This is a genomic window from Flagellimonas flava (genome assembly GCF_050617915.1).
GTDB lineage: Bacteria > Bacteroidota > Bacteroidia > Flavobacteriales > Flavobacteriaceae > Flagellimonas > Flagellimonas flava_A.
This window is the reverse complement of sequence record NZ_JBODQE010000005.1, coordinates 49,522-70,772: the sequence shown is the minus strand read 5'-3', so window position 1 is coordinate 70,772 and position 21,251 is coordinate 49,522. Positions and strand designations below refer to the sequence as shown.

The 21,251-nt window shown below is 43.2% G+C and carries 18 protein-coding genes and 1 tRNA gene; 15 read left to right on the top strand and 4 right to left on the bottom strand.

Annotated features, from left to right (window positions below; all coding sequences use genetic code 11):
- Window positions 1-22: 22 nt before the first annotated feature.
- Both rseP and ACRHOZ_RS13550 read left to right on the top strand, forming a co-directional pair.
- On the top strand, window positions 23-1,357 hold the full coding sequence (gene rseP / locus ACRHOZ_RS13555) for an RIP metalloprotease RseP (protein WP_431126510.1): 1,335 nt from the start codon (window positions 23-25) through the stop codon (window positions 1,355-1,357).
- Window positions 1,358-1,530: 173 nt separating this feature from the next.
- Window positions 1,531-1,604: transfer RNA gene (locus ACRHOZ_RS13550), tRNA-Asn, on the top strand.
- A gap of 372 nt (window positions 1,605-1,976) precedes the next feature.
- Here ACRHOZ_RS13550 and ACRHOZ_RS13545 read toward each other — a convergent pair.
- A complete protein-coding gene (locus ACRHOZ_RS13545) occupies window positions 1,977-2,864 on the bottom strand; it encodes a helix-turn-helix domain-containing protein (RefSeq protein ID WP_431126508.1) in 888 nt (295 codons plus the stop codon).
- A gap of 102 nt (window positions 2,865-2,966) precedes the next feature.
- Between ACRHOZ_RS13545 and ACRHOZ_RS13540 the strand changes: the two genes are divergently transcribed.
- Entirely contained in the window at window positions 2,967-5,213 is a 2,247-nt protein-coding gene (locus tag ACRHOZ_RS13540) for a DUF5916 domain-containing protein (protein ID WP_431126506.1), read from the top strand.
- Between the two features lie 123 nt (window positions 5,214-5,336).
- Here the strand turns inward: ACRHOZ_RS13540 and ACRHOZ_RS13535 are convergent, their stop codons facing one another.
- From ACRHOZ_RS13535 to ACRHOZ_RS13525, 3 genes are all read right to left on the bottom strand, one after another.
- Window positions 5,337-5,816: a GNAT family N-acetyltransferase gene (locus ACRHOZ_RS13535; protein ID WP_431126504.1), complete on the bottom strand. Its 480-nt coding sequence runs from the start codon at window positions 5,814-5,816 to the stop codon at window positions 5,337-5,339.
- A gap of 62 nt (window positions 5,817-5,878) precedes the next feature.
- Complete coding sequence (locus tag ACRHOZ_RS13530) at window positions 5,879-6,091, bottom strand: hypothetical protein (RefSeq protein ID WP_431126502.1); 213 nt, start codon at window positions 6,089-6,091, stop codon at window positions 5,879-5,881.
- A gap of 109 nt (window positions 6,092-6,200) precedes the next feature.
- Window positions 6,201-6,875, bottom strand: coding sequence for an NUDIX hydrolase (locus ACRHOZ_RS13525; protein ID WP_431126500.1), 675 nt, complete (start codon window positions 6,873-6,875; stop codon window positions 6,201-6,203).
- Window positions 6,876-6,966: 91 nt separating this feature from the next.
- Here ACRHOZ_RS13525 and ACRHOZ_RS13520 point away from each other — a divergent pair, with 91 nt between their 5' ends.
- The 12 genes from ACRHOZ_RS13520 to ACRHOZ_RS13465 all read left to right on the top strand — a co-directional run bounded on the left by ACRHOZ_RS13520 (window position 6,967) and on the right by ACRHOZ_RS13465 (window position 21,234).
- Window positions 6,967-7,818: an SDR family oxidoreductase gene (locus ACRHOZ_RS13520; RefSeq protein ID WP_431126498.1), complete on the top strand. Its 852-nt coding sequence runs from the start codon at window positions 6,967-6,969 to the stop codon at window positions 7,816-7,818.
- Window positions 7,819-7,830: 12 nt separating this feature from the next.
- On the top strand, window positions 7,831-9,036 hold the full coding sequence (gene uxuA / locus ACRHOZ_RS13515; protein ID WP_431126496.1) for a mannonate dehydratase: 1,206 nt from the start codon (window positions 7,831-7,833) through the stop codon (window positions 9,034-9,036).
- Window positions 9,033-10,457 (top strand): glucuronate isomerase, encoded by a 1,425-nt coding sequence (gene uxaC, locus ACRHOZ_RS13510; RefSeq protein ID WP_431126494.1) that lies wholly within the window; start codon window positions 9,033-9,035, stop codon window positions 10,455-10,457. Before uxuA ends, uxaC begins: the two co-directional genes overlap by 4 nt.
- 59 nt (window positions 10,458-10,516) lie before the next feature.
- On the top strand, window positions 10,517-11,899 hold the full coding sequence (locus tag ACRHOZ_RS13505) for a 3-keto-disaccharide hydrolase (protein WP_431126492.1): 1,383 nt from the start codon (window positions 10,517-10,519) through the stop codon (window positions 11,897-11,899).
- 4 nt (window positions 11,900-11,903) lie between these two features.
- Window positions 11,904-13,232: a Gfo/Idh/MocA family oxidoreductase gene (locus ACRHOZ_RS13500; protein WP_431126490.1), complete on the top strand. Its 1,329-nt coding sequence runs from the start codon at window positions 11,904-11,906 to the stop codon at window positions 13,230-13,232.
- Between the two features lie 15 nt (window positions 13,233-13,247).
- The gene (locus ACRHOZ_RS13495; protein ID WP_431126488.1) at window positions 13,248-14,429 is read left to right on the top strand and encodes a Gfo/Idh/MocA family protein; all 1,182 of its coding nucleotides are present in this window, start codon (window positions 13,248-13,250) and stop codon (window positions 14,427-14,429) included.
- A gap of 101 nt (window positions 14,430-14,530) precedes the next feature.
- Window positions 14,531-15,616 carry a phosphoglyceromutase gene (locus ACRHOZ_RS13490; RefSeq protein WP_431126486.1) on the top strand — a complete coding sequence of 362 codons (1,086 nt, stop codon included), beginning with the start codon at window positions 14,531-14,533 and terminating at the stop codon, window positions 15,614-15,616.
- Window positions 15,617-15,742: 126 nt separating this feature from the next.
- Window positions 15,743-18,388, top strand: coding sequence for a T9SS type A sorting domain-containing protein (locus ACRHOZ_RS13485; RefSeq protein WP_431126484.1), 2,646 nt, complete (start codon window positions 15,743-15,745; stop codon window positions 18,386-18,388).
- Window positions 18,385-19,059, top strand: coding sequence for a hypothetical protein (locus ACRHOZ_RS13480; RefSeq protein ID WP_431126482.1), 675 nt, complete (start codon window positions 18,385-18,387; stop codon window positions 19,057-19,059). Before ACRHOZ_RS13485 ends, ACRHOZ_RS13480 begins: the two co-directional genes overlap by 4 nt.
- Before the next feature lie 91 nt (window positions 19,060-19,150).
- On the top strand, window positions 19,151-19,477 hold the full coding sequence (locus tag ACRHOZ_RS13475; RefSeq protein WP_431126480.1) for a winged helix-turn-helix transcriptional regulator: 327 nt from the start codon (window positions 19,151-19,153) through the stop codon (window positions 19,475-19,477).
- 6 nt (window positions 19,478-19,483) lie between these two features.
- Window positions 19,484-20,062: a DinB family protein gene (locus ACRHOZ_RS13470; protein WP_431126478.1), complete on the top strand. Its 579-nt coding sequence runs from the start codon at window positions 19,484-19,486 to the stop codon at window positions 20,060-20,062.
- Between the two features lie 20 nt (window positions 20,063-20,082).
- Entirely contained in the window at window positions 20,083-21,234 is a 1,152-nt protein-coding gene (locus ACRHOZ_RS13465; protein ID WP_431126476.1) for a phosphatidylserine decarboxylase, read from the top strand.
- The last annotated feature ends 17 nt before the right edge of the window (window positions 21,235-21,251 follow it).

Below are 21,251 nucleotides of genomic sequence, written 5' to 3'. Positions count from 1 at the left end.
TTAATATAAGATATAGAAGCTAATGGATCTTTTTATACAGATCGTAATGTTTATAGTGATCATCTCTGTTTTGGTGATTTTGCACGAATTGGGACATTTTCTCCCTGCAAAATATTTCAAGACCAAAGTGGAGAAGTTCTACCTCTTTTTTGATGTCAAATTTTCCTTGTTCAAGAAGAAAATTGGAGAAACGGTCTATGGTGTTGGGTGGCTGCCACTGGGGGGCTATGTGAAAATAGCCGGAATGATTGATGAGAGCATGGACACCGAACAAATGAAGGAAGAGCCCAAGCCATGGGAATTCCGAAGCAAACCGGCTTGGCAACGATTGATTATTATGTTGGGTGGAGTTACGGTGAACTTTCTTTTGGCCTGGGTCATTTACACCGCCATGTTTGCCAGCAATGGGGAGACTTTTATCCCTGTAAACAAGATTGAACATGGACTTCACGTAGATCCTGTAAGTGAGAAGATTGGACTCAAAACAGGAGATAAAATTCTGGAGATTGACGGGAAAAAGGTTGAAAAATTGGACAGGTACCTATCCATGGATATTCTGTTTGGGGATGAGATCAAAGTGCTGCGTGATGGACAGGAAATGACGGTGCCACTTAGCGATGAAGGAAAGAAAGCCGCCCTGGAAAGTAGAGGGCGTCAATTTATTGTGCCTAGGTACCCAACCTTGGTAATAGGGCATGTGTCCGATAGCTCCCAGGCCAAAGAAGCGGGAATCCAAATTGGGGACCGTTTGGAAAGTATCAATGGTCAGACCCTTAGTTTCTGGGATGAGGTTACTACCCAAATAAATGGGAATAGGGGCCAAACCTTGAATGTGGATTTGACCAGGGATGGAAGGCTGGTGAATCTACAGGTTCAAGTTCCTGATAGTTTACCGGTTGGGATTGCACCAGATAGAAATTTGGCTACAGAGCAGTTGTCCATAACCAAGGAATTCAGTGTGGCTTCGGCCATTCCACGTGGATTTATGGAGACCATCAATGTATTGGTAAGACAGGTAAAACAGTTTAAGCTGATTTTTAACCCTATTATTCAAGGGTATAAACAGGTAAAAGGACCCATTGGTATTGTGGAATTGATGCCCACAAGCTGGGATTGGGGCTTTTTCTGGAGCTTTATGGCCATGTTCTCGGTTTGGTTGGCGTTTATCAATGTATTGCCTATTCCGGCACTGGACGGAGGACATGTAATGTTCTTGTTGTATGAAATGATAAGCGGAAGACCACCAAGCCAAAAGGTTTTGGAACGGGGCCAGATTGTAGGATTTGTGATTTTGATGGGATTAATGGCGGTTATTTTTGGTAATGATATCTGGAATATTATCAAAAGATTTATTTAGCCTAATTTTGCTTGTGGCGTTTTAAAGAAACTGCTATATTTGCACCCGCTTAAGGTAAAATATTCCTCCTTACCTGCCTGCCGGCAGGCAGGGCTCAGAACTGAGCTACTAGTTTTTCCGGCAGATTTGGGGTAAAGATGAAAGATTTAAAACTTAGCTGTATTTATTGATATTCCTCCTTAGCTCAGTTGGTTAGAGCATCTGACTGTTAATCAGAGGGTCCTTGGTTCGAGCCCAAGAGGGGGAGCAGAGCGAGACAAAACCATCCACGGAAGTGGGTGGTTTTTTTGTTTGGGAAAGTTGGGCGAGAAGTTTATCCCTGGCGAAGTCGAGGGGAGCCCAAGAGGGGGAGCAGAGCGAGACAAAACCATCCACGAAAGTGGGTGGTTTTTTTGTTTGGAAAGTTGGGCGAGAAGTTTATCCCGGGCGAAGTCGAGGGGAGCCCAAGAGGGGGAGCAGAGCGAGACAAAACCATCCACGAAAGTGGGTGGTTTTTTTGTTTGGGAAAGTTGGGCAATAAACCTATTTAATGCGCTATTTTTTTAATAAATCCATTTGATATTCGTATCTCTCGAATCAGAAAAAATAGGATTGGGGCATTTTAGTCAAATGAAAATAATCACTTCCGAAGCTCGCTGGGTCTAAATCCATATCGTTTGAAAAAGGCGTTGGAAAAATTCCCCGCACTGGAGTACCCCGCTTCGTAGGCAATAGCAGTGATTTTTTTGTCCGTATTTTGAATATCCTCAAAAGCCCGTTTCAATCGGAGGTCAATAAAATAATCAATGACGCTCTGACCGTATTCTTTTTTGAATTCACGTTTTAAGGTATACTCGTTCAGCCCAGCATGTTGGGCAATGACCTTTAAGGAGAGTTTTTGATTCAAATTGGCAGCAATAAAAGCCTTGGCATCCTCAATATGTTCTCTTTTTGCGGGCTTTTCCTCTAACAGCTTTTCAGCGTTTTCCCGTAACACGGGGATGGAATGAAAAATGAGCTCCACCAATTTATGTTTCACATAAACATCACCAAGGGAACCTTGATATGGATGGTTCAAGATCTCTTGGATGATGTCCCTGGTTTTGGAATCAAGGGAGGCATATTTTTTGTCCAAAAAGAAAAGGCTGTCATTGTTAATGGCCTGTTGAATGGAAACCAATTCCTTGAAATCCTTCAAAAAAGAATCCACAAAGTATTTTGGGTCTACCCTAAAACCAAAACTCTCGTATACGCAGTCCTTGGGAAATCGGATTTTGCAACATCCCTTTTTTTGATAAAGAATGGCAAATGAATTGGATGTGATGGGAACGATCATTTCCTTTTCAACAATTAGGGTATTGGTATCCCCAGAAAGTTGGTAGTGGAATTGCAGCCAATTATCTGCCCCGTCCACCACAAACTCAACGGGCTCCGTGGTACGAAGACTGGAATTGTACAACAGAAAATTTTCGAGCTCTTTTTCCGTCCGTTGGCCCTTAAATCCTTTTCCTTCAAGAGTTTTTATCATTATGTATTTTAACTTTCAGTTTGCGCTGAAACAATAACAGTTCCTCCCGATATAATACACACCTTGGATAAAGGCTGCATAGCTTGCCAGAAAACCTTATCCATGAAATTTTGGTTCTATTTTCCTGTCGCCATTATGGTCTTTTCCCTAAACCTTTGTTTGGCCCAAGAAGGATTAAATATAAAAAAAGCCACAGGTAAAATCAGTATTGATGCCATTATGGACGAACCCGATTGGGCAAAGGCCGAGGTTGCCGATAGGTTCTGGCAGTATTTCCCAAGTGATTCCACACGGGCTGCCGCCGATACTGAAGTTAGGCTCACCTATGATGAAAACAACCTCTATGTATTGGCCAAAATGAACAACTTGGGCACCCGCTCCTACGTGACCCCCTCTTTGAGACGGGATTTTAGAGGGGAAGCCAATGATGTTTTTTCAATTGTTCTGGACACCTATGCTGATAAAAACAATGCATTTTTATTTGGGGTCAATCCCTTTGGGGTGCAACGCGAGGGTTTGATAGCCAACGGCGGGAGCCTCGCAAGTCCGAGCACTTTCTCCACGGGGTGGGACAATGTTTGGTATTCTGAAGCCAAAATTTACGACGACTTTTGGTTGGTTGAAATGGCCATTCCCTTAAAGACGTTGCGCTATAAAAAGGAAGCACCTCACTGGAACATTAATTTTTATCGGTTTGATAGTGAATATGCAGAACAATCCACTTGGACTCGAATTCCTAGAAACCAGTTTATCATCAATCTAGCCTTTACCCAGGAGCTTGTTTGGGACGAACCCCTAAATCAGAGCAAGAAAAACATTTCCCTTATTCCTTATGGGATATTTAATAATTCAAAAAACTTTGAGCTGGATTCCCCAACTGAAAACAAGTTTGACTTTGGATTGGATACCAAAATTGGGCTGGGGCCGGCCATGACCTTGGACTTAACCGTAAATCCGGATTTCTCCCAAGTGGAAGTGGACACCCAAGTGACCAACCTGGACAGGTTCGAGATTTTCTTTCCTGAAAGAAGACAGTTCTTTTTAGAGAATGCCGATTTGTTTGCCAATTTCGGCTTGGATGGAACCCGACCCTTTTTCTCCAGACGTATTGGCGTAAGTGTTGATCCCACCACAGGTCAAAATCTTCAAAACAGGATATACGGGGGTCTTCGGCTAAATGGAAAGCTCAACAAAAACCTTAGGATTGGGGTCCTGGATGCCCAGCTCGAAGAAAATGAGGCTATCCAACTCCCATCCACCAACTACTTTGTGGCGGCCCTACAGCAACGGATACTGTCAAGATCCTATATCGGTGGCTTTTTCATCAACAAACAAGCATTCACCAATGCCATTGGAGAGGATTTCACACTGTCGCCAGAGGAATACAACAGGACGTTTGGACTAGATCTGAACTTGGCTTCCAACGACAATACCTGGAATTCCAAATTCTTTTACCACCAGTCTATTGACGAACGGAACAGCAGCTCGGAATTTGCAACTGGGGGTTATGTGAATTACAATTCGTACCGTTGGGAATGTAACTTCACCTTGCAAAGTATCGGGGCAGGATTTAATCCCGAAGTAGGTTTTGTGCGAAGACGAAACATTTTCCAAGTAACGCCAGAGCTGTGGTGGAATGCCTATCCAAAACAAGGAGGAATACAAAGGCACGGGCCTGGAATTTCTGGCGATTGGGTGGGGGACAATCGAAATTTTGAGGATTTGGATTGGAGCCTTGACCTTAATTATCGGGTAAATTTCAAGAACACAGCCATTTTGAACTTTTCTGGAAGAAGGCAATATGTTCGTTTGCTAAACCCATTTGACCCTAGTGGCCTTAACACATTGCCATTGGCTTCTGGGACGGACTATGTTTTTTCCTATGTTCAGGCAGACTATAGATCCGATGCCCGCAAGAAGTTTTCTTATTTCTTGAGCAGCCGTTTGGGGGAACATTTTAATGGGAATCTTTACAATTTGGGAGGTACCTTGACCTATCGCTACCAACCATTGGGTTTTACCTCCCTTAATTTCTCCTACAACCGAATCCGATTGCCAGATGGATTAAATGACTCCGATTTATTGCTTTTGGGAACCCGCTTTGACTTTACCTTTACCAAAAATTTCTTCTTGACCACTTTTGTGCAATTGAACAGCCAGCTTGAAAATTTGAATATAAATACCCGACTCCAATGGCGATTTAAGCCGGTTTCGGATATCTATTTGGTATATACGGACAATTATTTTGCTGAAAGTCTATCCGATAATGGGGGGCTGTTGTTTCCAGATATTAGATTCCCAAGACAACGGGCTATTGTCTTAAAAGTAAATTATTGGTTAAATCTTTGAGCATCCGCCTTAGTTAAGGAAAGTAAGCTCGTAGGAGCACGGCATATCCTTTCAAAACATAGTTTCTCTGAACAGCTCGATTATTGGATGGTTGGATTCTTCTCATTATGCAATTTGGGATTTTCAATTTGGAATTTGACTAAAGTCAATCTCAAAATATTTGGCACCCTCAATGGGATTAAAACGGTAGGGTTCAATTTCATAAAAACCCGCTTGGGTGTACAATCCAATGGCGGGTAGCATACTGGGCAAGGTATCCAAGCGCATTTTTGAGTAGCCTAATTCTTTAGCGCAGGAAATGGACTTTTCCAACATCTGTTTCCCAAGACCTTGGCCCCTTGTTTCTTTAACAATAAACATTCTTTTTAATTCGCAAATGGATCCCTCCAACGCTCGAACACCAAAACAACCTAGGGGAAATTCTGGGTCGTCATAGGCCAAATACAGGACTCCGGAGGGTCTTGCATATTGCACTTGAAGGTTTTTTATTTCCTGACTGAAATTCTGAAACTCCAGATTCACCCCAATTTGGGCAGCATACATTTTGAACAGGCCAACAGCCTGTTGGTATTCTTGCTCTGTTTTTACCTCTTTCAGTTTCATGGGTTGCCCATTGGATTAAAGGTACATCCAATAAAGTAGCTAAAAAAAAGCAGTGAATGCCCTTAGGCTTTCTGTATAAATTCACCCTTGAGGGCCAGGAACATTTGAAGTGAGATGTCGTTGAGGTAGTTTTTGTTTTCACCAAAGACCTTTTGAACGTCGTCGGTTTCTTCATTGGCGTCCTCTATATAGAGGATTTCATTTTTGTCGCACATTTTCATGCCAATGGTGAATCGTTCTTTCACCTTGTACTTTTTTACTTTGCGTATTTCCATGAGTTAGTTGTTTGTTCAATTATAGGACACTTTTTTTTGTAGTGATGTCACCTATGGAATTACAAAATCGGAAATAAAAATAAGAGTAAAGAATATAGTGAGCTGATAATCAAGCTTTTTTAACCTCATAGAGCAAGGGACCACCTTTAATACCAGCCTTTTTTTGCCCGGTATTTTGAAGAATGTCCATCTGGAACATTTTCTTTCGGAAATTTCGCTTGTCCAATTTTACATTGAGGATATGCTCATATAGATTCTGAAGTTCAGGTAAGGTAAATTGCTTGGGCAGCAACTCCCCAACAACCAATCGGTCCCTAAGGTTGGTCTGCACAAACAAATAGGCATCCTTAATAAGTTGTCCATGGTCAAAACCCAGTTCATCGGGAAGCTTGTCCACATCAAACCAATGGATTTGTTGCACATCGCTGCGCAATGTCAAGGGGTGATTCTCAGGTTTGACCAAGGCATAATAGCAAACGGTGATTACCCTTTTTAGCGGGTGTCTGTCCAGGGAGCTATAGGTTTTTACCTGTTCAAAATGAATATCCTTGAAACCTGTAAGCGCAAAAAGAACTTTGGCCGCACAGTCCTCTACGGTCTCGTGCGACTCCATGACCCCTCCTGGAACCATCCAGTGATTTTTAAAATCCCCCACTGTTTTCTTCAGTAGCAAGACCTTCAACTTATTGTCCACATACCCAAAAACGGTGATGTCCGCAGTAATTGAACACTCAAAGGAGTCCAGTCTAACTTGGATGTTTTGGAGGTCTTTTTGTTTAGTCATAGGAGGAATGCTAAAGTAGAATTTTTGTGCTTATAAAAAAATGTATATCTTTATCTGTGTAAAAAGTACACAGAATAATATAAAATTGCAAATGACCATTCCGAAATACGAAGATTTAAAAGGGAAAGTGGCAGTCGTGACCGGAGGTGGGGGCGTGCTGTGCAGTACCTTGGCAGATTATCTGGCGGTGCAAGGAGCCAAGGTGGCCGTGTTGGATTTAAACAAAGATGCAGCCGACCAGATTGCCAATAACATTATTCAACAAGGGGGGCAAGCTATTGGCGTAAAGGCCAATGTGCTGCAAAAGGAAAGTTTGGAGCTGGCCCATGCCGAAGTAAATCAGAAATTGGGACCCTGCGATATCTTGATCAATGGAGCTGGTGGAAACCATCCCAAGGGAACTACCAGTAAAACCCATTTGTTTCCAGAGGACCTTCAGGCCGATGAGGATCTAATGACCTTTTTTAAGCTTGATCCCGAGGGAATCCAGTTCGTGTTCAACCTTAATTTTATTGGAACGCTATTACCTACCCAAATTTTTGCCAAGGACATGGTAAACAGGAAGGGTTGTTCCATTTTGAACGTTTCCTCCATGAATGCCTATAGACCGTTGACCAAGATTCCGGCCTATAGCGGGGCCAAGGCGGCGGTGAGCAATTTCACCCAGTGGTTGGCGGTACATTTTGCCCCAGTGGGCATTCGTGTAAATGCATTGGCTCCCGGATTTTTCTTGACGGAACAGAACCGAACCTTACTGACCCAAGCCGATGGGAACCTGACTCCAAGGGGGCAAACCATTTTGGAACACACCCCGATGAATCGCTTTGGGGAACCAGAGGATTTGGTGGGAACCACCTTATGGTTGACCAGCAACCAATCCCAATTCGTAACAGGGATTACCATACCTATAGATGGTGGATTTAGTGCTTTTAGCGGGGTTTAAACAAAGGAAACTATGGAAGCAACAAAACAATTAGGCTTAGAACAGACTTGGCGTTGGTACGGTCCCAATGACCCTGTTTCATTGGATGATATTGCCATGGCGGGAGCTACCGGAATTGTTACGGCCCTGCACCATATTCCCAACGGGGAGGTATGGTCCAAAGCGGAAATTATCCAGAGAAAAAACAAAATTGAGGCCAAAGGCCTCACTTGGTCCGTGGTAGAAAGCATTCCTGTTCATGAGGATATTAAAAAGCGCACAGGTGATTATGAGGAATATATTGCCAACTATCAGCAAAGTATCCGAAACTTGGGTGAATGCGGCGTTGATACGGTATGCTACAACTTCATGCCTGTTTTGGACTGGACCCGTACCGATCTTTCATTCGAAATGCCAGATGGTTCCAAAGCCTTGCGATTTGATGCAGCAGAATTGGCAGCTTTCGAGCTTTTTATCTTGAAAAGACCTGGGGCCAACGAATCTTATTCCGAAGCTGAAAAAAGTAAAGCCCAAGAGGTATTTGATCAAATGGATACAGACCAAAAAACCAAGCTCACCCAAAATATCATTGCGGGCTTGCCAGGGGCGGAAGAGGGTTATACCGTAGATCAATTTCAAAAGGTGTTGGATACCTATAAAGGTATAGGTGATACGGAATTGAGGGCAAACCTCTATGCCTTTGTACAGGCCATTGCACCTGTTGCGGAAGCCTCTGGAGTGTTATTGGCTATTCATCCAGATGACCCGCCATTTCCCATTTTTGGATTGCCCCGTGTGGTTAGCACCGAAGCAGATGCAAAGCAGTTGTTGGAAGCCTATGAAAGTCCCAACAACGGACTGTGTTTTTGTACAGGCTCCTATGGGGTTCGGTCAGACAATGATTTGGCTGGAATGGTGGACAGGTTAGGGCATAGGATAAACTTTGTCCATTTGAGGAGTACCAAAAGGGATGCTGAAGGAAACTTTTTTGAAGCGGATCACTTGGATGGGGATGTGGACATGTACGGAGTTATGAAATCCTTATTGATGGAACAAGGAAAGCGATTGAAAAGTGAAAGGAAGGATAGTCGCATGCCCATGCGGCCCGATCACGGTCACCAGATGCTGGACGATTTGTCCAAAAAGACCAACCCAGGATATTCGGCCATAGGTCGGCTTAGAGGGCTGGCAGAATTGCGAGGATTAATGTTGGGCATTGAAAAATCCATGGAGCTATGAAATTCATCACGGAAAATTTTTTGTTGGAAACCGAAATTGCCCAAGAGCTGTACCATGATTATGCCAAGGAGATGCCCATCATTGATTACCACAATCATTTACCTCCTGCGGAGATTGCCTCCAATCATCAGTTTGCAAATATTACAGAAGTATGGTTGCATGGTGATCATTACAAATGGAGGGCCATGCGGGCCTTGGGGATTAATGAAAAGTACATTACCGGGACCGCTTCCGATCAGGACAAATTCCTGAAATGGGCAGAGACGGTTCCCCATACGCTTCGCAATCCACTCTATCATTGGACCCATTTGGAGCTCCTAAGGTATTTTGACATAGACGAATTACTGACGCCAAAAAACGGTTTGGAGATCTATCAGAAAACCTCCGAAAGGTTGCAGGACAAAACGCATAGTACTTTGGGACTTTTAAAGCAGAGGAATGTAGAACTGCTTTGTACCACGGATGATCCCTTGGATAGTTTGGAACATCACCTGAGCGCTGGACAAATCGACTTGGGGATACAAATGTTACCTGCTTTTAGGCCAGACAAGGCTTATGCGGTTGAAGATGTGAAAACTGTGATGGACTATATTGAACGTTTGGCCGACGTCACAGGGATTTCCATTACCAGCTATCAGGATTATCTGGATGCTTTAAGAAATAGGATTGCCTTTTTTCATCAAGCGGGAAGCCGTTTATCCGATCACGGCTTGGATCAGCTTTACTTCTTTGAACAAGGTGATTTCGATATTGAAACCCTGTTTAAAAAAGTGCTGAAAGGCAAGGCACTGGAGATTCAAGAAATCCATTATTTTAAGTTTGAAACCCTGCTTCACCTATGCAAGGAATACCATAAATACGGATGGACGCAGCAATTTCATTTGGGAGCTTTACGTAACAATAATGAACGAATGCTAAGCACTTTAGGCCCCGATACGGGCTTTGATTCCATTGGGGATTTCCAGCAGGCTCAGTCCATGTCCAAATTTTTGAACGAACTGGACAAAAGCGATCAGTTGGCAAAGACCATTCTTTATAACTTAAATCCGGCACAGCATGAGGTGTTTGTGACCATGGCCGGGAATTTTAACGATGGAACTATAAAAGGAAAGATGCAGTACGGTTCGGCTTGGTGGTATTTGGATCAGTTGGACGGGATGGAAAAGCAAATCAACACCCTGTCCAATATGGGCATGTTGAGCACTTTTGTGGGGATGCTGACGGACTCCAGAAGCTTCCTTTCCTTTCCAAGGCATGAGTACTTCCGAAGGTTGCTCTGTAACATTTTCGGAAACGACATTAAAAAGGGATTGGTCCCCAAAGACATTCCGTTTGTTGGCAAAATGATTCAGGATATTAGTTACCACAATGCAAAATCCTACTTTGATTTTGATGGGAACAGTACAACTGCAGGTAGTTGAATAAATAGCAAATCAGAAATAAAAAAATAAGAACAATCAAAAACCTTAAATCTATTGAAATGGGAAAAATAAAAATCAGTTTAATTGCGGCTTTTGTACTCCTGGGCCTTTGTTTTACGGGATGCACGGACAAGGACAAGGATGACACCCCTTGGACCTATCTATTTGATGGGGAAACGCTTACAGGATGGAACCAAAAAGGAGGGGTTGCCACGTATGAAGTTAGGGATGGCAGTATTGTGGGAATTACGAAACATGATACCCCGAATTCGTTTATGACTACGGACAAGCTATATGGCGACTTTATCTTGGAGTTGGAATATTTAGTGGACTCCACGATGAACTCAGGAATCCAGATTAGGAGCAATAGTTTTCCATACTATTTGGATGGGCGCGTCCATGGATATCAAATTGAAATAGACCCATCTGACCGCGCTTGGAGTGCGGGAATTTATGATGAAGGAAGACGAGGATGGCTAAATCCTTTGGAAAATAATCCTGAGGCGCAGGCGGCATTCAAACAAAATGATTGGAACCACTATCGGATTGAGGCCATTGGGGATACTTTAAAAACTTGGATAAATGGCGTTCCGGCCGCACATTTAATCGATGACAAAACAGCGGAAGGATTCATTGCATTGCAAGTGCATAGTATTGGAAAGGATAAAGAGGCAGGAACAGAGGTGATATGGAAAAACATTAAAATTTTGACCGATAGTCTTTCAAAGTATTCCAAAACATCGCCGATAAAGCCAATCCTAACCAAAAATCAACTTACTCTTGACGAGAAAAAAAGAGGATGGCAGCTATTGTGGGATGGGGAATCCACTAAAGGATGGCGAGGAGCCAGACTTGATGACTTTCCAGAGCAGGGTTGGACCATTGAAGATGGAGTACTTTCTGTATTGGCATCAGGCGGTGCTGAATCTACAGCAGGAGGGGACATTGTTACCGTAGACACCTATGGAGACTTTGAGCTAAAGGTGGATTTTAAATTGACCGAAGGCGCCAACAGTGGAATCAAATACTATGTGGACACGGATTTAAACAAGGGGCCTGGATCATCCATAGGTTTGGAATATCAAATTTTGGACGATGCCCGGCACCCGGATGCCAAATTGGGGAATCACGAAGGCAGTCGTACACTGGCCTCCCTTTATGATTTGATCCAAGCCGACCTAAACAAACCGGCAAATCCCATTGGGGAATGGAACACGGCCCATATCATTTCCAAAAACAATCAGGTGGAGCATAGGCTCAATGGAGTAAAGGTTTTGGAATACGAAAGAAAGAGCGATGACTATCGCAAACTGGTATCCGAAAGCAAATATGAAAAGTGGCCCAATTTTGGCGAGGCAGACAAGGGGCACATTTTACTGCAGGACCACGGGGATTTGGTTAGCTTCAGGAACGTTAAAATAAAATCAATAATTCAAGATTAAGGCCATGGGAACAAGACGAAATTTCATCAAAAAAACAACAGCGGGAACCGCTGCATTGACCATGGGGGGATTAGTTCTTCCCAAAATGGGATACGCCAACATATTGGGTTCCAACGATCGTATCAATTGTGCGGTTATTGGGGTAAGAAGCAGGGCAAAGGCCCATGTAAAGGCCATTAGTGCTTTTCCAAATGCCAAAGTGCTTTACAACTGTGACGTGGACGATTTGATCATAGAAGAGCACAATGCTTGGTGTCAGGAAAACATTGGATATGTACCTAAAGTGGAGAAAGATTTCAGAAAAATCCTGGAGGACAAGGATGTGGATGCTGTATTTATTGCAACCCCTGAACATTGGCATGCCCCTATGTCCATTATGGCCATGCAGGCAGGCAAGCATGTGTATGTAGAAAAACCATGTAGCCATAACGCGCATGAAAACACCTTGTTGGTAGCTGCCCAAAAGAAGTACAACAAAAAAGTACAGATGGGGAATCAACAGCGTTCGGCCAAGACTTCACAATTGGCTGTAAAGGAAATTAGGGAAGGAATTATTGGAGACGTCTATAAAGGAGAAGCCTATTATTCCAACAATAGGGGATCCATTGGTAAAGGAAATGTTATTGATGTTCCCAAAACCTTGGATTGGGACCTTTGGCAAGGGCCTGCACCCAGAACAGCTTACAAAGACAATGTGCATCCCTACAACTGGCATTGGTTCAGAACTTGGGGTACAGGGGAAATTCATAACAATGGAACACATGAGATAGATATTTGTAGATGGGCCTTGGGTGTGGACCTCCCAGAAACAGTGACATCCTTTGGTGGGAAATATACCTATGATGACGATTGGGAATTTGTGGACAACCAACAAGTGACCTATGGCTTTAAGGGTGACAAGTTCATTACTTGGACAGGCCACAGTAGAGGAGTAATGAAACCAGAACGCCCAGGACGGGGAATTACCATTTATGGGAGCAAAGGAAGCATTGAATTAAGCAGAAACTTTTATAAATTGTACGACCTTGCAGGAAACCCTATTAAATTAGAGTTTGAAAGAACAGCAAGTGCCACCACCAACACCCAAGGAATTGGTGGTCTGGATGTAGATCACGTGGGTAACTTTTTTGACGCTATTAGAGAGGACAAGGCAATGAATGCTCCAATAGCCGATGCAAGTATCTCCTCCATGCTCTGTCATTTGGGGAACATGGCCCAAGATGTTGGCCATACCTTAAAAATAGACACCAAGACAGGGAAAGTCCTTAATAGTGAAGCCGCCATGAAAAACTGGGGGCGTGAATATGAAAAAGGGTGGGAACCTAAATTATAAGAAATCTAAAATAGAATGAAGCGAAGGGAGTTTGTCGCAAAAAGTGGTTTGGCCGCAACTGCAATTACTGCAGCTAGCCCTGTTTGGGGAGCCAACATACTTGGGAAGAAGGAAAAGAATATTGGAATAGGAATAATCGGAACAGGAGATAGAGGGGCAGGATTGGCCCCAATTATTCAAGATATTCAGGGGTTGGAGGTGACTGCATGTTGTGACATACTTCCATTTCGACTGGAAAATGGATTGACCAAGGCCGGAGGAAAGGCCAAAGGATATTCAGACTATAGAGAGCTTTTGGACAACAAGAATGTGGATGCTGTTTTGGTAGCGGTTCCCTTCAATGAACATTCCAAAATTGCCATAGATTCGCTGGATGCCGGAAAACACGTCTATTGTGAAAAGACACTGGCCAAGGGATATGATGGTATTCGAAAACTGATTCATAAAGCAAATAGTTCAAAAGCCATTTTTCAAACAGGCCATCAATACCATAGTTCAAGATTATACACCCATGTGGTGGATTTGATCAAACAAGGCAAGATTGGAAAAGTCATTGCTTTTGATTGTCAGTGGAACCGAAATGGAGATTGGAGACGTCCGGTTCCAGATCCCAAATGGGAACGCGCTATCAATTGGAGAATGTATCGGGAATATTCGGGCGGATTGGTAGCCGAACTTTGTTCCCATCAAATAGATTTTGTCAATTGGGTGCTGGAAGATACCCCAAAACAAGTAATGGGTGTAGGAGGTATTGATTATTGGAAAGATGGTCGGGAAACCTATGACAATATCCAATTGATCTATAGTTATCCAAGTGGTGTCAAAGCAACCTTTACCTGTTTGACGGGCAACGCGATGGGAGATTACCAGATTAAGGTCATGGGAGATAAAGGAAGTATAGTTTTGGGCTATACAAAGGCGTGGTTCTATCCAGAAAAAGGATACAAAAGAGAGCTGGGTGAAGTGGATGGTGTATCCGGAGCCACTGTGAACTGGGAAGAAGGTAAGGGAATCCCCATCAAGGCGGAACACTTAGATCCAAGCAAGCAGGCGTTGATAGATTTTAGGGACAGTATCTTTAACGATAAAAAACCAATATCGGATATAACCACTGGAGCCAACACCGCTATTTGTGTGCAGATGGGTCTGGATGCAATGTATGACCAAAAGATTGTACACTGGGATTTTAAGTCCTAAGTCCGCTACACCTAACATTTAGGCCAAAACAAATAGGATTGGGCAAGCTGGAAACGGATTTTGTTCCATACCTTGTGTCCTATAATCAACCCATTTGTATCATGAAAAAGCTTTCTGCCAACCTATGGCTTATCATTTTTACTTTTTGTTCTATTGGAGTATTTGCACAGAACAATGAAACCCCCAAGGTAGTCTTGATTACTTTGGATGGATTGCGTTGGCAAGAACTTTTCACTGGAGCTGATTCCCTTTTGATTGCCAACAAGGAATATGTGCATGATACCACTCAGTTGAAAAAGACCTTTTGGAGAGCGCATGCGAAAGAACGCAGAGAAGCCTTAATGCCATTTTTCTGGACAAAGGTTACTTCCATGGGTCAGTTGCACGGTAACCGTTTGTTGGGAAGTAAGATGAACCTGACCAATACAAAGTGGTTCTCCTATCCTGGCTATAACGAAATTTTGACGGGGGCAGCGGATGATGCCCGAATTACCAGCAATGACAAATTCAATAATCCCAATACCACGGTTTTGGAACGCTACAACCAAACCGAAATAGGAAAAGGAAATGTGGCAGCTTTTGGGAGTTGGGATGTGTTCCCTTTCATTGTAAACGAGGAGCGTTCCGGCGTACCGGTTAACGCTGGTTTTGAATCAGCTACAGTAAATCCAAATGATCGGGAACAATTTCTGAATAAGTTGCAGAAACAAATTCCCAGCCCATGGGGTTCCGTCAGATTGGATGCTTTTACACACCATTTTGCCTTGGAATACATGAAGAAGGAGCATCCCAAACTGGTATACATTGCCTATGGGGAGACCGATGATTTTGCGCATGATGGGGACTATCAAGCCTATTTGAAATCGGCCCATAATACGGATGGATTGATCAAGGAAATTTGGGAATTCACCCAACAGGATGATTTTTATAGAGACCAAACCGTCTTCCTAGTAACCACGGACCATGGTCGGGGAACCCAACCTTTGGACACTTGGAGAAGCCACGGGTCCAACATTAAAGGAGCGGATCAGGTATGGTTGGTAGTTTTTGGAAATGGGATAACGCCTTTGGGAGAAGTTGACAGGGAGGAACAATGGTTTACGAACCAGATTGCACCTTCCATATTAGAGATATTAAGTGTGCCCACAAATGACCAAGGGGTCAAAGGAAAACCACTAAAATTTTAAGTTTAAGAAAGTTCCGCTTAGCAATTACTAGTTTGAGTTAGTTTAGTTGAAACCCATACCTTGGCAAGGGTTTTTTGCTATATTTAGCAAAAGGGGAAGTTTTCCTTGACCAACCAAATTCACCTCATGAAAAAAGTTGTTGCATTACTTTTTTTAGCTGTAATCGCGCAAACAACCTATGTAAACGCGCAACATTCTGTTGCTAGGGAATGGAATGAGGCCGTATTATCCGCTATTCGCGAGGATATTGCCCGACCCACCGTACATGCCCGCAACCTTTTCCACAGTTCCATGATCATGTATGATGCTTGGGCTTTGTTTGATGATACAGCAGAAACTGTTTTTTTGGGCAAAACCTTGGGTGGATATATTTGCGATTTCGAAGGTATCAACATTCCCACGGATACCGCTGAAATCCAAGCAGCAAGACATGAGATTATTAGTTATGGGGTGTATCGATTGTTGACCCATAGATTTGCCAATTCACCAGGGGCAACGGAATCCTTGGAAATCTTTAACAACCTTTTGGCAGGATATGGTTATGAAGCTTCCTTTGATTCTGTGGATTACAGCAACGGATCTTTCGCCGCCCTTGGGAATTATTTGGCAAGCCAGATGATAGCTTTTGGATTGCAGGATGGGTCTAATGAGCAAAATGGATATGGGAATCAATTTTATGATCCAACCAATGCTCCACTCGTTTTGGAGACCTACGAGGAAACCTATCCATTAGCTGACCCTAATCGCTGGCAACCACTGGCATTTGATGTTTTTATAGGTCAGGCTGGGAATGTTTTTCCTGATGAGATACCGGATTTTTTGAGTCCTGAATGGGGACAGGTTACCCCTTTTTCCTTGGTAAAGAGCGACCTTGAAATACTCAATAATGGGTTTGATAGTTATGTGTACAACGACCCAGGACATCCGGTTTATATGCAAGCTTCCAATGAAGATGGGATAGATGACCCTTATAAATGGCATTTTGCCCTAGTGGCCTCTTGGTCGTCACACTTGGATCCAGCGGATCCAACTTTGATTGATATATCTCCAGGAACCCTTGGGAATGTGGATTTATCGGACTATCCTGAGACCTTTGAGGAATATCAAGCCTTTTACGATTTTGTAAATGGTGGTGATCCAGGAACAGGTCATGCCCTAAATCCTGTGACTGATGCACCGTATACGCCACAACTGGTAAAACGGGCAGACTACGCCAGGGTGCTTGCCGAGTTTTGGGCGGATGGTCCAGACTCGGAAACACCGCCGGGACATTGGTTTACTATTTTGAATTATGTAAACGACCATCCTGAAACTATTAAGCAATTTGAAGGCCAAGGAACCATTCTTGATGATTTGGAATGGGATGTGAAGGCGTATCTGGCGCTGGGTGGAGCTATGCACGATTCAGCGGTGAATACTTGGGGAGTAAAAGGATACTATGATTATATCAGGCCCATTTCGGCCATCCGGCACATGGCAGGTAATGGCCAAAGTTCCAACGCAGCCCTACCCAGTTATGACCCCTTTGGCATTCCATTGATTCCAGGGCTGATTGAGCTTGTTGAAGTGGGAGATCCCTTGGCGGGGGATAACAATGAAAATGTGGGAAGAATAAAAATATTCGCATGGAAGGGGCCTGATTTTATAACAGACCCCACTACGGATGTAGCTGGTGTAGATTGGATTTTGGGAACCCAATGGTGGCCCTATCAAAGAGCTACTTTTGTTACGCCTCCATTTGCGGGTTATGTCTCAGGTCATTCCACTTTCTCCAGAGCAGCAGCTGAGGTATTGACTATGTTTACTGGGGACGCCTTTTTCCCGGGCGGAATGGGTGTTTTTGATGCGGAACAAGGAAATTTCTTGGTGTTTGAAAATGGCCCAAGCGAGAATTTGACATTGCAATGGGCTACCTATAGGGACGCTTCTGACCAGACCAGTTTGTCTAGAATCTGGGGAGGTATCCACCCACCTATTGATGATATTCGAGGAAGAATTATTGGGGATAAAATTGGGAAAGATGCCTTTGCCTTGGCAAAAAAATACTTTGAAGGTGATGCTATTGTGGAAAATGACAATTTTGAAATTGTTGTGAGTGGGGAGTCCTGTGCCGGACAGGCCAATGGTTCTATTCAAATTGTTGCCAAGAGTAATTTCCAGTATCAAGCCAATATGGGTGGGAATACATACAATTTTACCAATGAAATTTTGGTGGAAAACGTGGCTAATGGTATCCATGATCTGTGCATTACCATCGAAAGCGACCCAAATTTTGAACAGTGTTTTCAGTTTGAGGTGGAAGCCGCAGTCCCAATAGATGGACTTATCAATGTGGAAAGCACGGGGGGAGTCAGCAAGGCGCAGATCCATATCCTTGAAGGGACAGCGCCTTATACGGTAAGGGTGAATGACCAGCTAGTTGGAGAATTTGCATTAGGTGAATTTGAAGTGCCGGTAGGGAATGGTGATACATTGGAAATAGAAACCAGCAAGCCCTGTGAAGGAAAGTTATTTGAAAAAATCAACGGCTCCAACCTCCCTTTGATCTTATTCCCAAATCCTACAAATGACACAGCAAGAATTTGGATTGCTGAACAGGTCACAAGTGTGGAGGTAGATATTTTTAATGCCCACGGGCAAAAAGTATCAACCAAAATACATGATATAAATAATCAACAGTTAGAGTTGTCAACATCAGGACTGCCTTCAGGAATTTATTATGTCCAATTACACCTTGCAGTAGAGAAAACCTTAAAAATGATCAAAATATGAAGAGCAGCCACTTCCTTTTCATGGCAATTGGTTTTCTGGTAATTTCCTGTGGGGGAAGTGATGGGGTCAATAGCGAACCATCGGTACCTTCCTTGGTATATCCGACCAATGATCTTTTATGTATCGAAAATGTTTTGGAGTTTAGGTGGAACGCCTCATCTGATGCAGAGGGAGATGGGATAACGTACAGAATTGAGGTCTCTAGTGATGAAGGGTTTACCAACATTATCCATACAGATTTGCTGGAGGAAACCAGTAGAACTTTCACTTTGGAAAATGGGCAAACCTTTTACTGGAGGGTTTTGGCTGAGGATGATGCCCAAAATCAAAGTGGATTTTCGGCTTCATGGCGTTTCTATACAGAGACCGAACTGGTGCAAAACGCACTTCCCACGGTTCCAGAGCTGTTAAATCCGTCATTGGGAAGCAGTTTGGATACCTCAGAGATAAACTTGGAGTGGGAGGCAAATGACCCAGATGTTGGTGACATCCTGGTTTTTGACCTTTATTTTGGAACAGCAGAAGACCCACCACTATTTGAAACAGACCTTTCCACTTCCTCTTTCACGGTCAGTCTAAATCCATCGACCATATACTATTGGAAAGTTGTAGCCAAGGACAGTAATGGAGGTGTCACCCTTGGCCCAATCTGGACTTTCGAAAGCAATTAACACAGTGGAATTTTGAATGATATCAAAAAGTTTGGCAAGATGCTACACAATATGTAGCTTTGCTATAAATAATGTAGCAAAATAGAAAAGCATGGCATTACCAATTCCAGGAAAACCCGTTAGGGGCTCAAAATCAGGAGCACCGGTTATGGCGCTGTTGGATTTATTGGGTCGCAGCTGGGCCATGGGTATCGTGTGGCACCTGTACAAGGGCCCCAGTACCTTTAGAAGGTTGCAGGAATATTGTGAGGCCATTTCCCCAACCACATTAAATAAGCGGTTAAAAGAACTAAGGGATTCCCATCTTATTGTTAGAACTGTGGACGGGTATGCGCTGACCCAACAGGGAAAAGAATTGTATGAACTCATTGAGCCCTTGGGTAGCTGGGCAAAGGAATGGGCCAAGAATTTTAAATAGGATAGTATGACAACCCGAAGGATAGATAAACCATTACCCGAGGAATACCCCGCCTATTCCTGCATCTATATGGATTTGATGAAAGATGATGGAAAAGTATTGGAACACTTATGGACGAATTTCCTGGACCTAAAAAAAATGGTACTGGATTTGACGGAAGACCAATTGAACTATCGATATGCCGAGGGTAAATGGACCATCAAGGAAATCTTGGTACATTTGATTGATGACGAGCGAATTTTTGCCTATAGGGCCTTGAGGTACGCCCGTAACGATTCCACACCGCTACATGGCTTTGACCAAGATGCGTATGCCAGCTGTTCCAATGCCAATTCCAGAAGTCTGGATGATATCTTTGAGGAATATGAAACCGTTAGAAAAGCAACGATTTCACTTTTTTTGAATCTACCAGAAGATAGCTTCCTAAGAGGAGGTGCTGGAATAGATTATGATGGCAGTATTATCAACAAGCGAACTGTCAGGGCCTTGGCCTATCATATAGCTGGTCACGAGCTCCGGCATATAAACATTATCAAAGAAAGGTACCTTAAAAGAAGCCTTTGGTTCCCCCGCAATTTTAATTAGTAATCTAAATGAATGCAACTATGAAAAAGCAAGTGCATCGGAATCTTGTATTCCTGTTTTTGTTTGTGGGTCTCCAAACTGGACTATGGGCCCAAGAAGACTGTAAACCTGTAAGTCAGTTGAAACAACTATATACAACCGACAAGGGTTTTAAGCAAACTGTGGACAAAATGTTCAAGAATGTCCACGCCTTACCCGATGGTTCTGCCAATCCATGGCAGGGCAAAGGTGTGGAAGACCTATATGCCTTTTTGAACGAGTGGTTCTATTTTCTTCCCATGACGGATGATGGCCTGGATCGAATTATAGAATTCTCGTTTCTGTACTTTAAAAATCCAGATGGGATGCAATTTATTTTGGAAGAGCCTGGCCTAAGTTGGTCTTTGGATTTTGTGGAGGACCGAGGGAAATTTATGGATAGTGGGGCTTCCACCAAAAAGGTGGATAAATGGTTATCCAACCCCAATTTGGGCCATGAGGATTTTGTGTATCCAGAAGGCGGATTTACCTCCTTCAACCACTTCTTCACCCGCGATTTAAAGCCTGGCGCAAGGCCCATTACCGCAGTAGATGACAATTCGGTTTTGGTTTCCCCAGCAGATGGAGTGATCAACATGATCAATAATGACGTCCAAATGGATTCCAAGCTGCCCACCAAGGCGGGAATGACCTTAAGTTTGAAGGAACTCCTTGGGAATTCAAAATTTGCTGAAAAATTTATTGGAGGAAAGGCCATGGCCGTGTTTCTATTACCCACCAATTATCACCATTTTCATGCACCCATATCTGGGATTATGGTAGAATCCAATGAAGAAGTTGGAGATCGGCTTTTTGGAATGCCTGATATTTTGGACATCATCAATGATGGCAATGTTGCTTACAATAAAGATTATAGTGTTTTCCAAAATTTCAAACATGGATATTACATTATTGACACCAAGGAATTTGGTCACATTGCCATGATTCCCATCGGACTCCAAACCATTGGATCGGTTGTGTTTGAAGAAAGGTTTAAAAACATCAAATCTACAGACCCTGTACAGGTATATAAAGGAGATAAGTTGGGTCATTTTGCCTATGGTGGCTCCACGGTGCTTCTATTGTTCGAAAAAGGGAAACTGGGAGGTGTCAGCGTTAACTTGGGTCAAAAAATTGGGGATTTGCATAACTAAGGAAGGCTTTTGGTTGT

Bases quoted from the DNA above. Each gene is read 5' to 3' on its own strand.
- rseP (WP_431126510.1), top strand. From the start codon at position 23: ATGGATCTTTTTATACAGATCGTAATGTTTATAGTGATCATCTCTGTT.
- ACRHOZ_RS13545 (WP_431126508.1), bottom strand. From the start codon at position 2,864: ATGATAAAAACTCTTGAAGGAAAAGGATTTAAGGGCCAACGGACGGAA.
- ACRHOZ_RS13540 (WP_431126506.1), top strand. From the start codon at position 2,967: ATGAAATTTTGGTTCTATTTTCCTGTCGCCATTATGGTCTTTTCCCTA.
- ACRHOZ_RS13535 (WP_431126504.1), bottom strand. From the start codon at position 5,816: ATGAAACTGAAAGAGGTAAAAACAGAGCAAGAATACCAACAGGCTGTT.
- ACRHOZ_RS13530 (WP_431126502.1), bottom strand. From the start codon at position 6,091: ATGGAAATACGCAAAGTAAAAAAGTACAAGGTGAAAGAACGATTCACC.
- ACRHOZ_RS13525 (WP_431126500.1), bottom strand. From the start codon at position 6,875: ATGACTAAACAAAAAGACCTCCAAAACATCCAAGTTAGACTGGACTCC.
- ACRHOZ_RS13520 (WP_431126498.1), top strand. From the start codon at position 6,967: ATGACCATTCCGAAATACGAAGATTTAAAAGGGAAAGTGGCAGTCGTG.
- uxuA (WP_431126496.1), top strand. From the start codon at position 7,831: ATGGAAGCAACAAAACAATTAGGCTTAGAACAGACTTGGCGTTGGTAC.
- uxaC (WP_431126494.1), top strand. From the start codon at position 9,033: ATGAAATTCATCACGGAAAATTTTTTGTTGGAAACCGAAATTGCCCAA.
- ACRHOZ_RS13505 (WP_431126492.1), top strand. From the start codon at position 10,517: ATGGGAAAAATAAAAATCAGTTTAATTGCGGCTTTTGTACTCCTGGGC.
- ACRHOZ_RS13500 (WP_431126490.1), top strand. From the start codon at position 11,904: ATGGGAACAAGACGAAATTTCATCAAAAAAACAACAGCGGGAACCGCT.
- ACRHOZ_RS13495 (WP_431126488.1), top strand. From the start codon at position 13,248: ATGAAGCGAAGGGAGTTTGTCGCAAAAAGTGGTTTGGCCGCAACTGCA.
- ACRHOZ_RS13490 (WP_431126486.1), top strand. From the start codon at position 14,531: ATGAAAAAGCTTTCTGCCAACCTATGGCTTATCATTTTTACTTTTTGT.
- ACRHOZ_RS13485 (WP_431126484.1), top strand. From the start codon at position 15,743: ATGAAAAAAGTTGTTGCATTACTTTTTTTAGCTGTAATCGCGCAAACA.
- ACRHOZ_RS13480 (WP_431126482.1), top strand. From the start codon at position 18,385: ATGAAGAGCAGCCACTTCCTTTTCATGGCAATTGGTTTTCTGGTAATT.
- ACRHOZ_RS13475 (WP_431126480.1), top strand. From the start codon at position 19,151: ATGGCATTACCAATTCCAGGAAAACCCGTTAGGGGCTCAAAATCAGGA.
- ACRHOZ_RS13470 (WP_431126478.1), top strand. From the start codon at position 19,484: ATGACAACCCGAAGGATAGATAAACCATTACCCGAGGAATACCCCGCC.
- ACRHOZ_RS13465 (WP_431126476.1), top strand. From the start codon at position 20,083: ATGAAAAAGCAAGTGCATCGGAATCTTGTATTCCTGTTTTTGTTTGTG.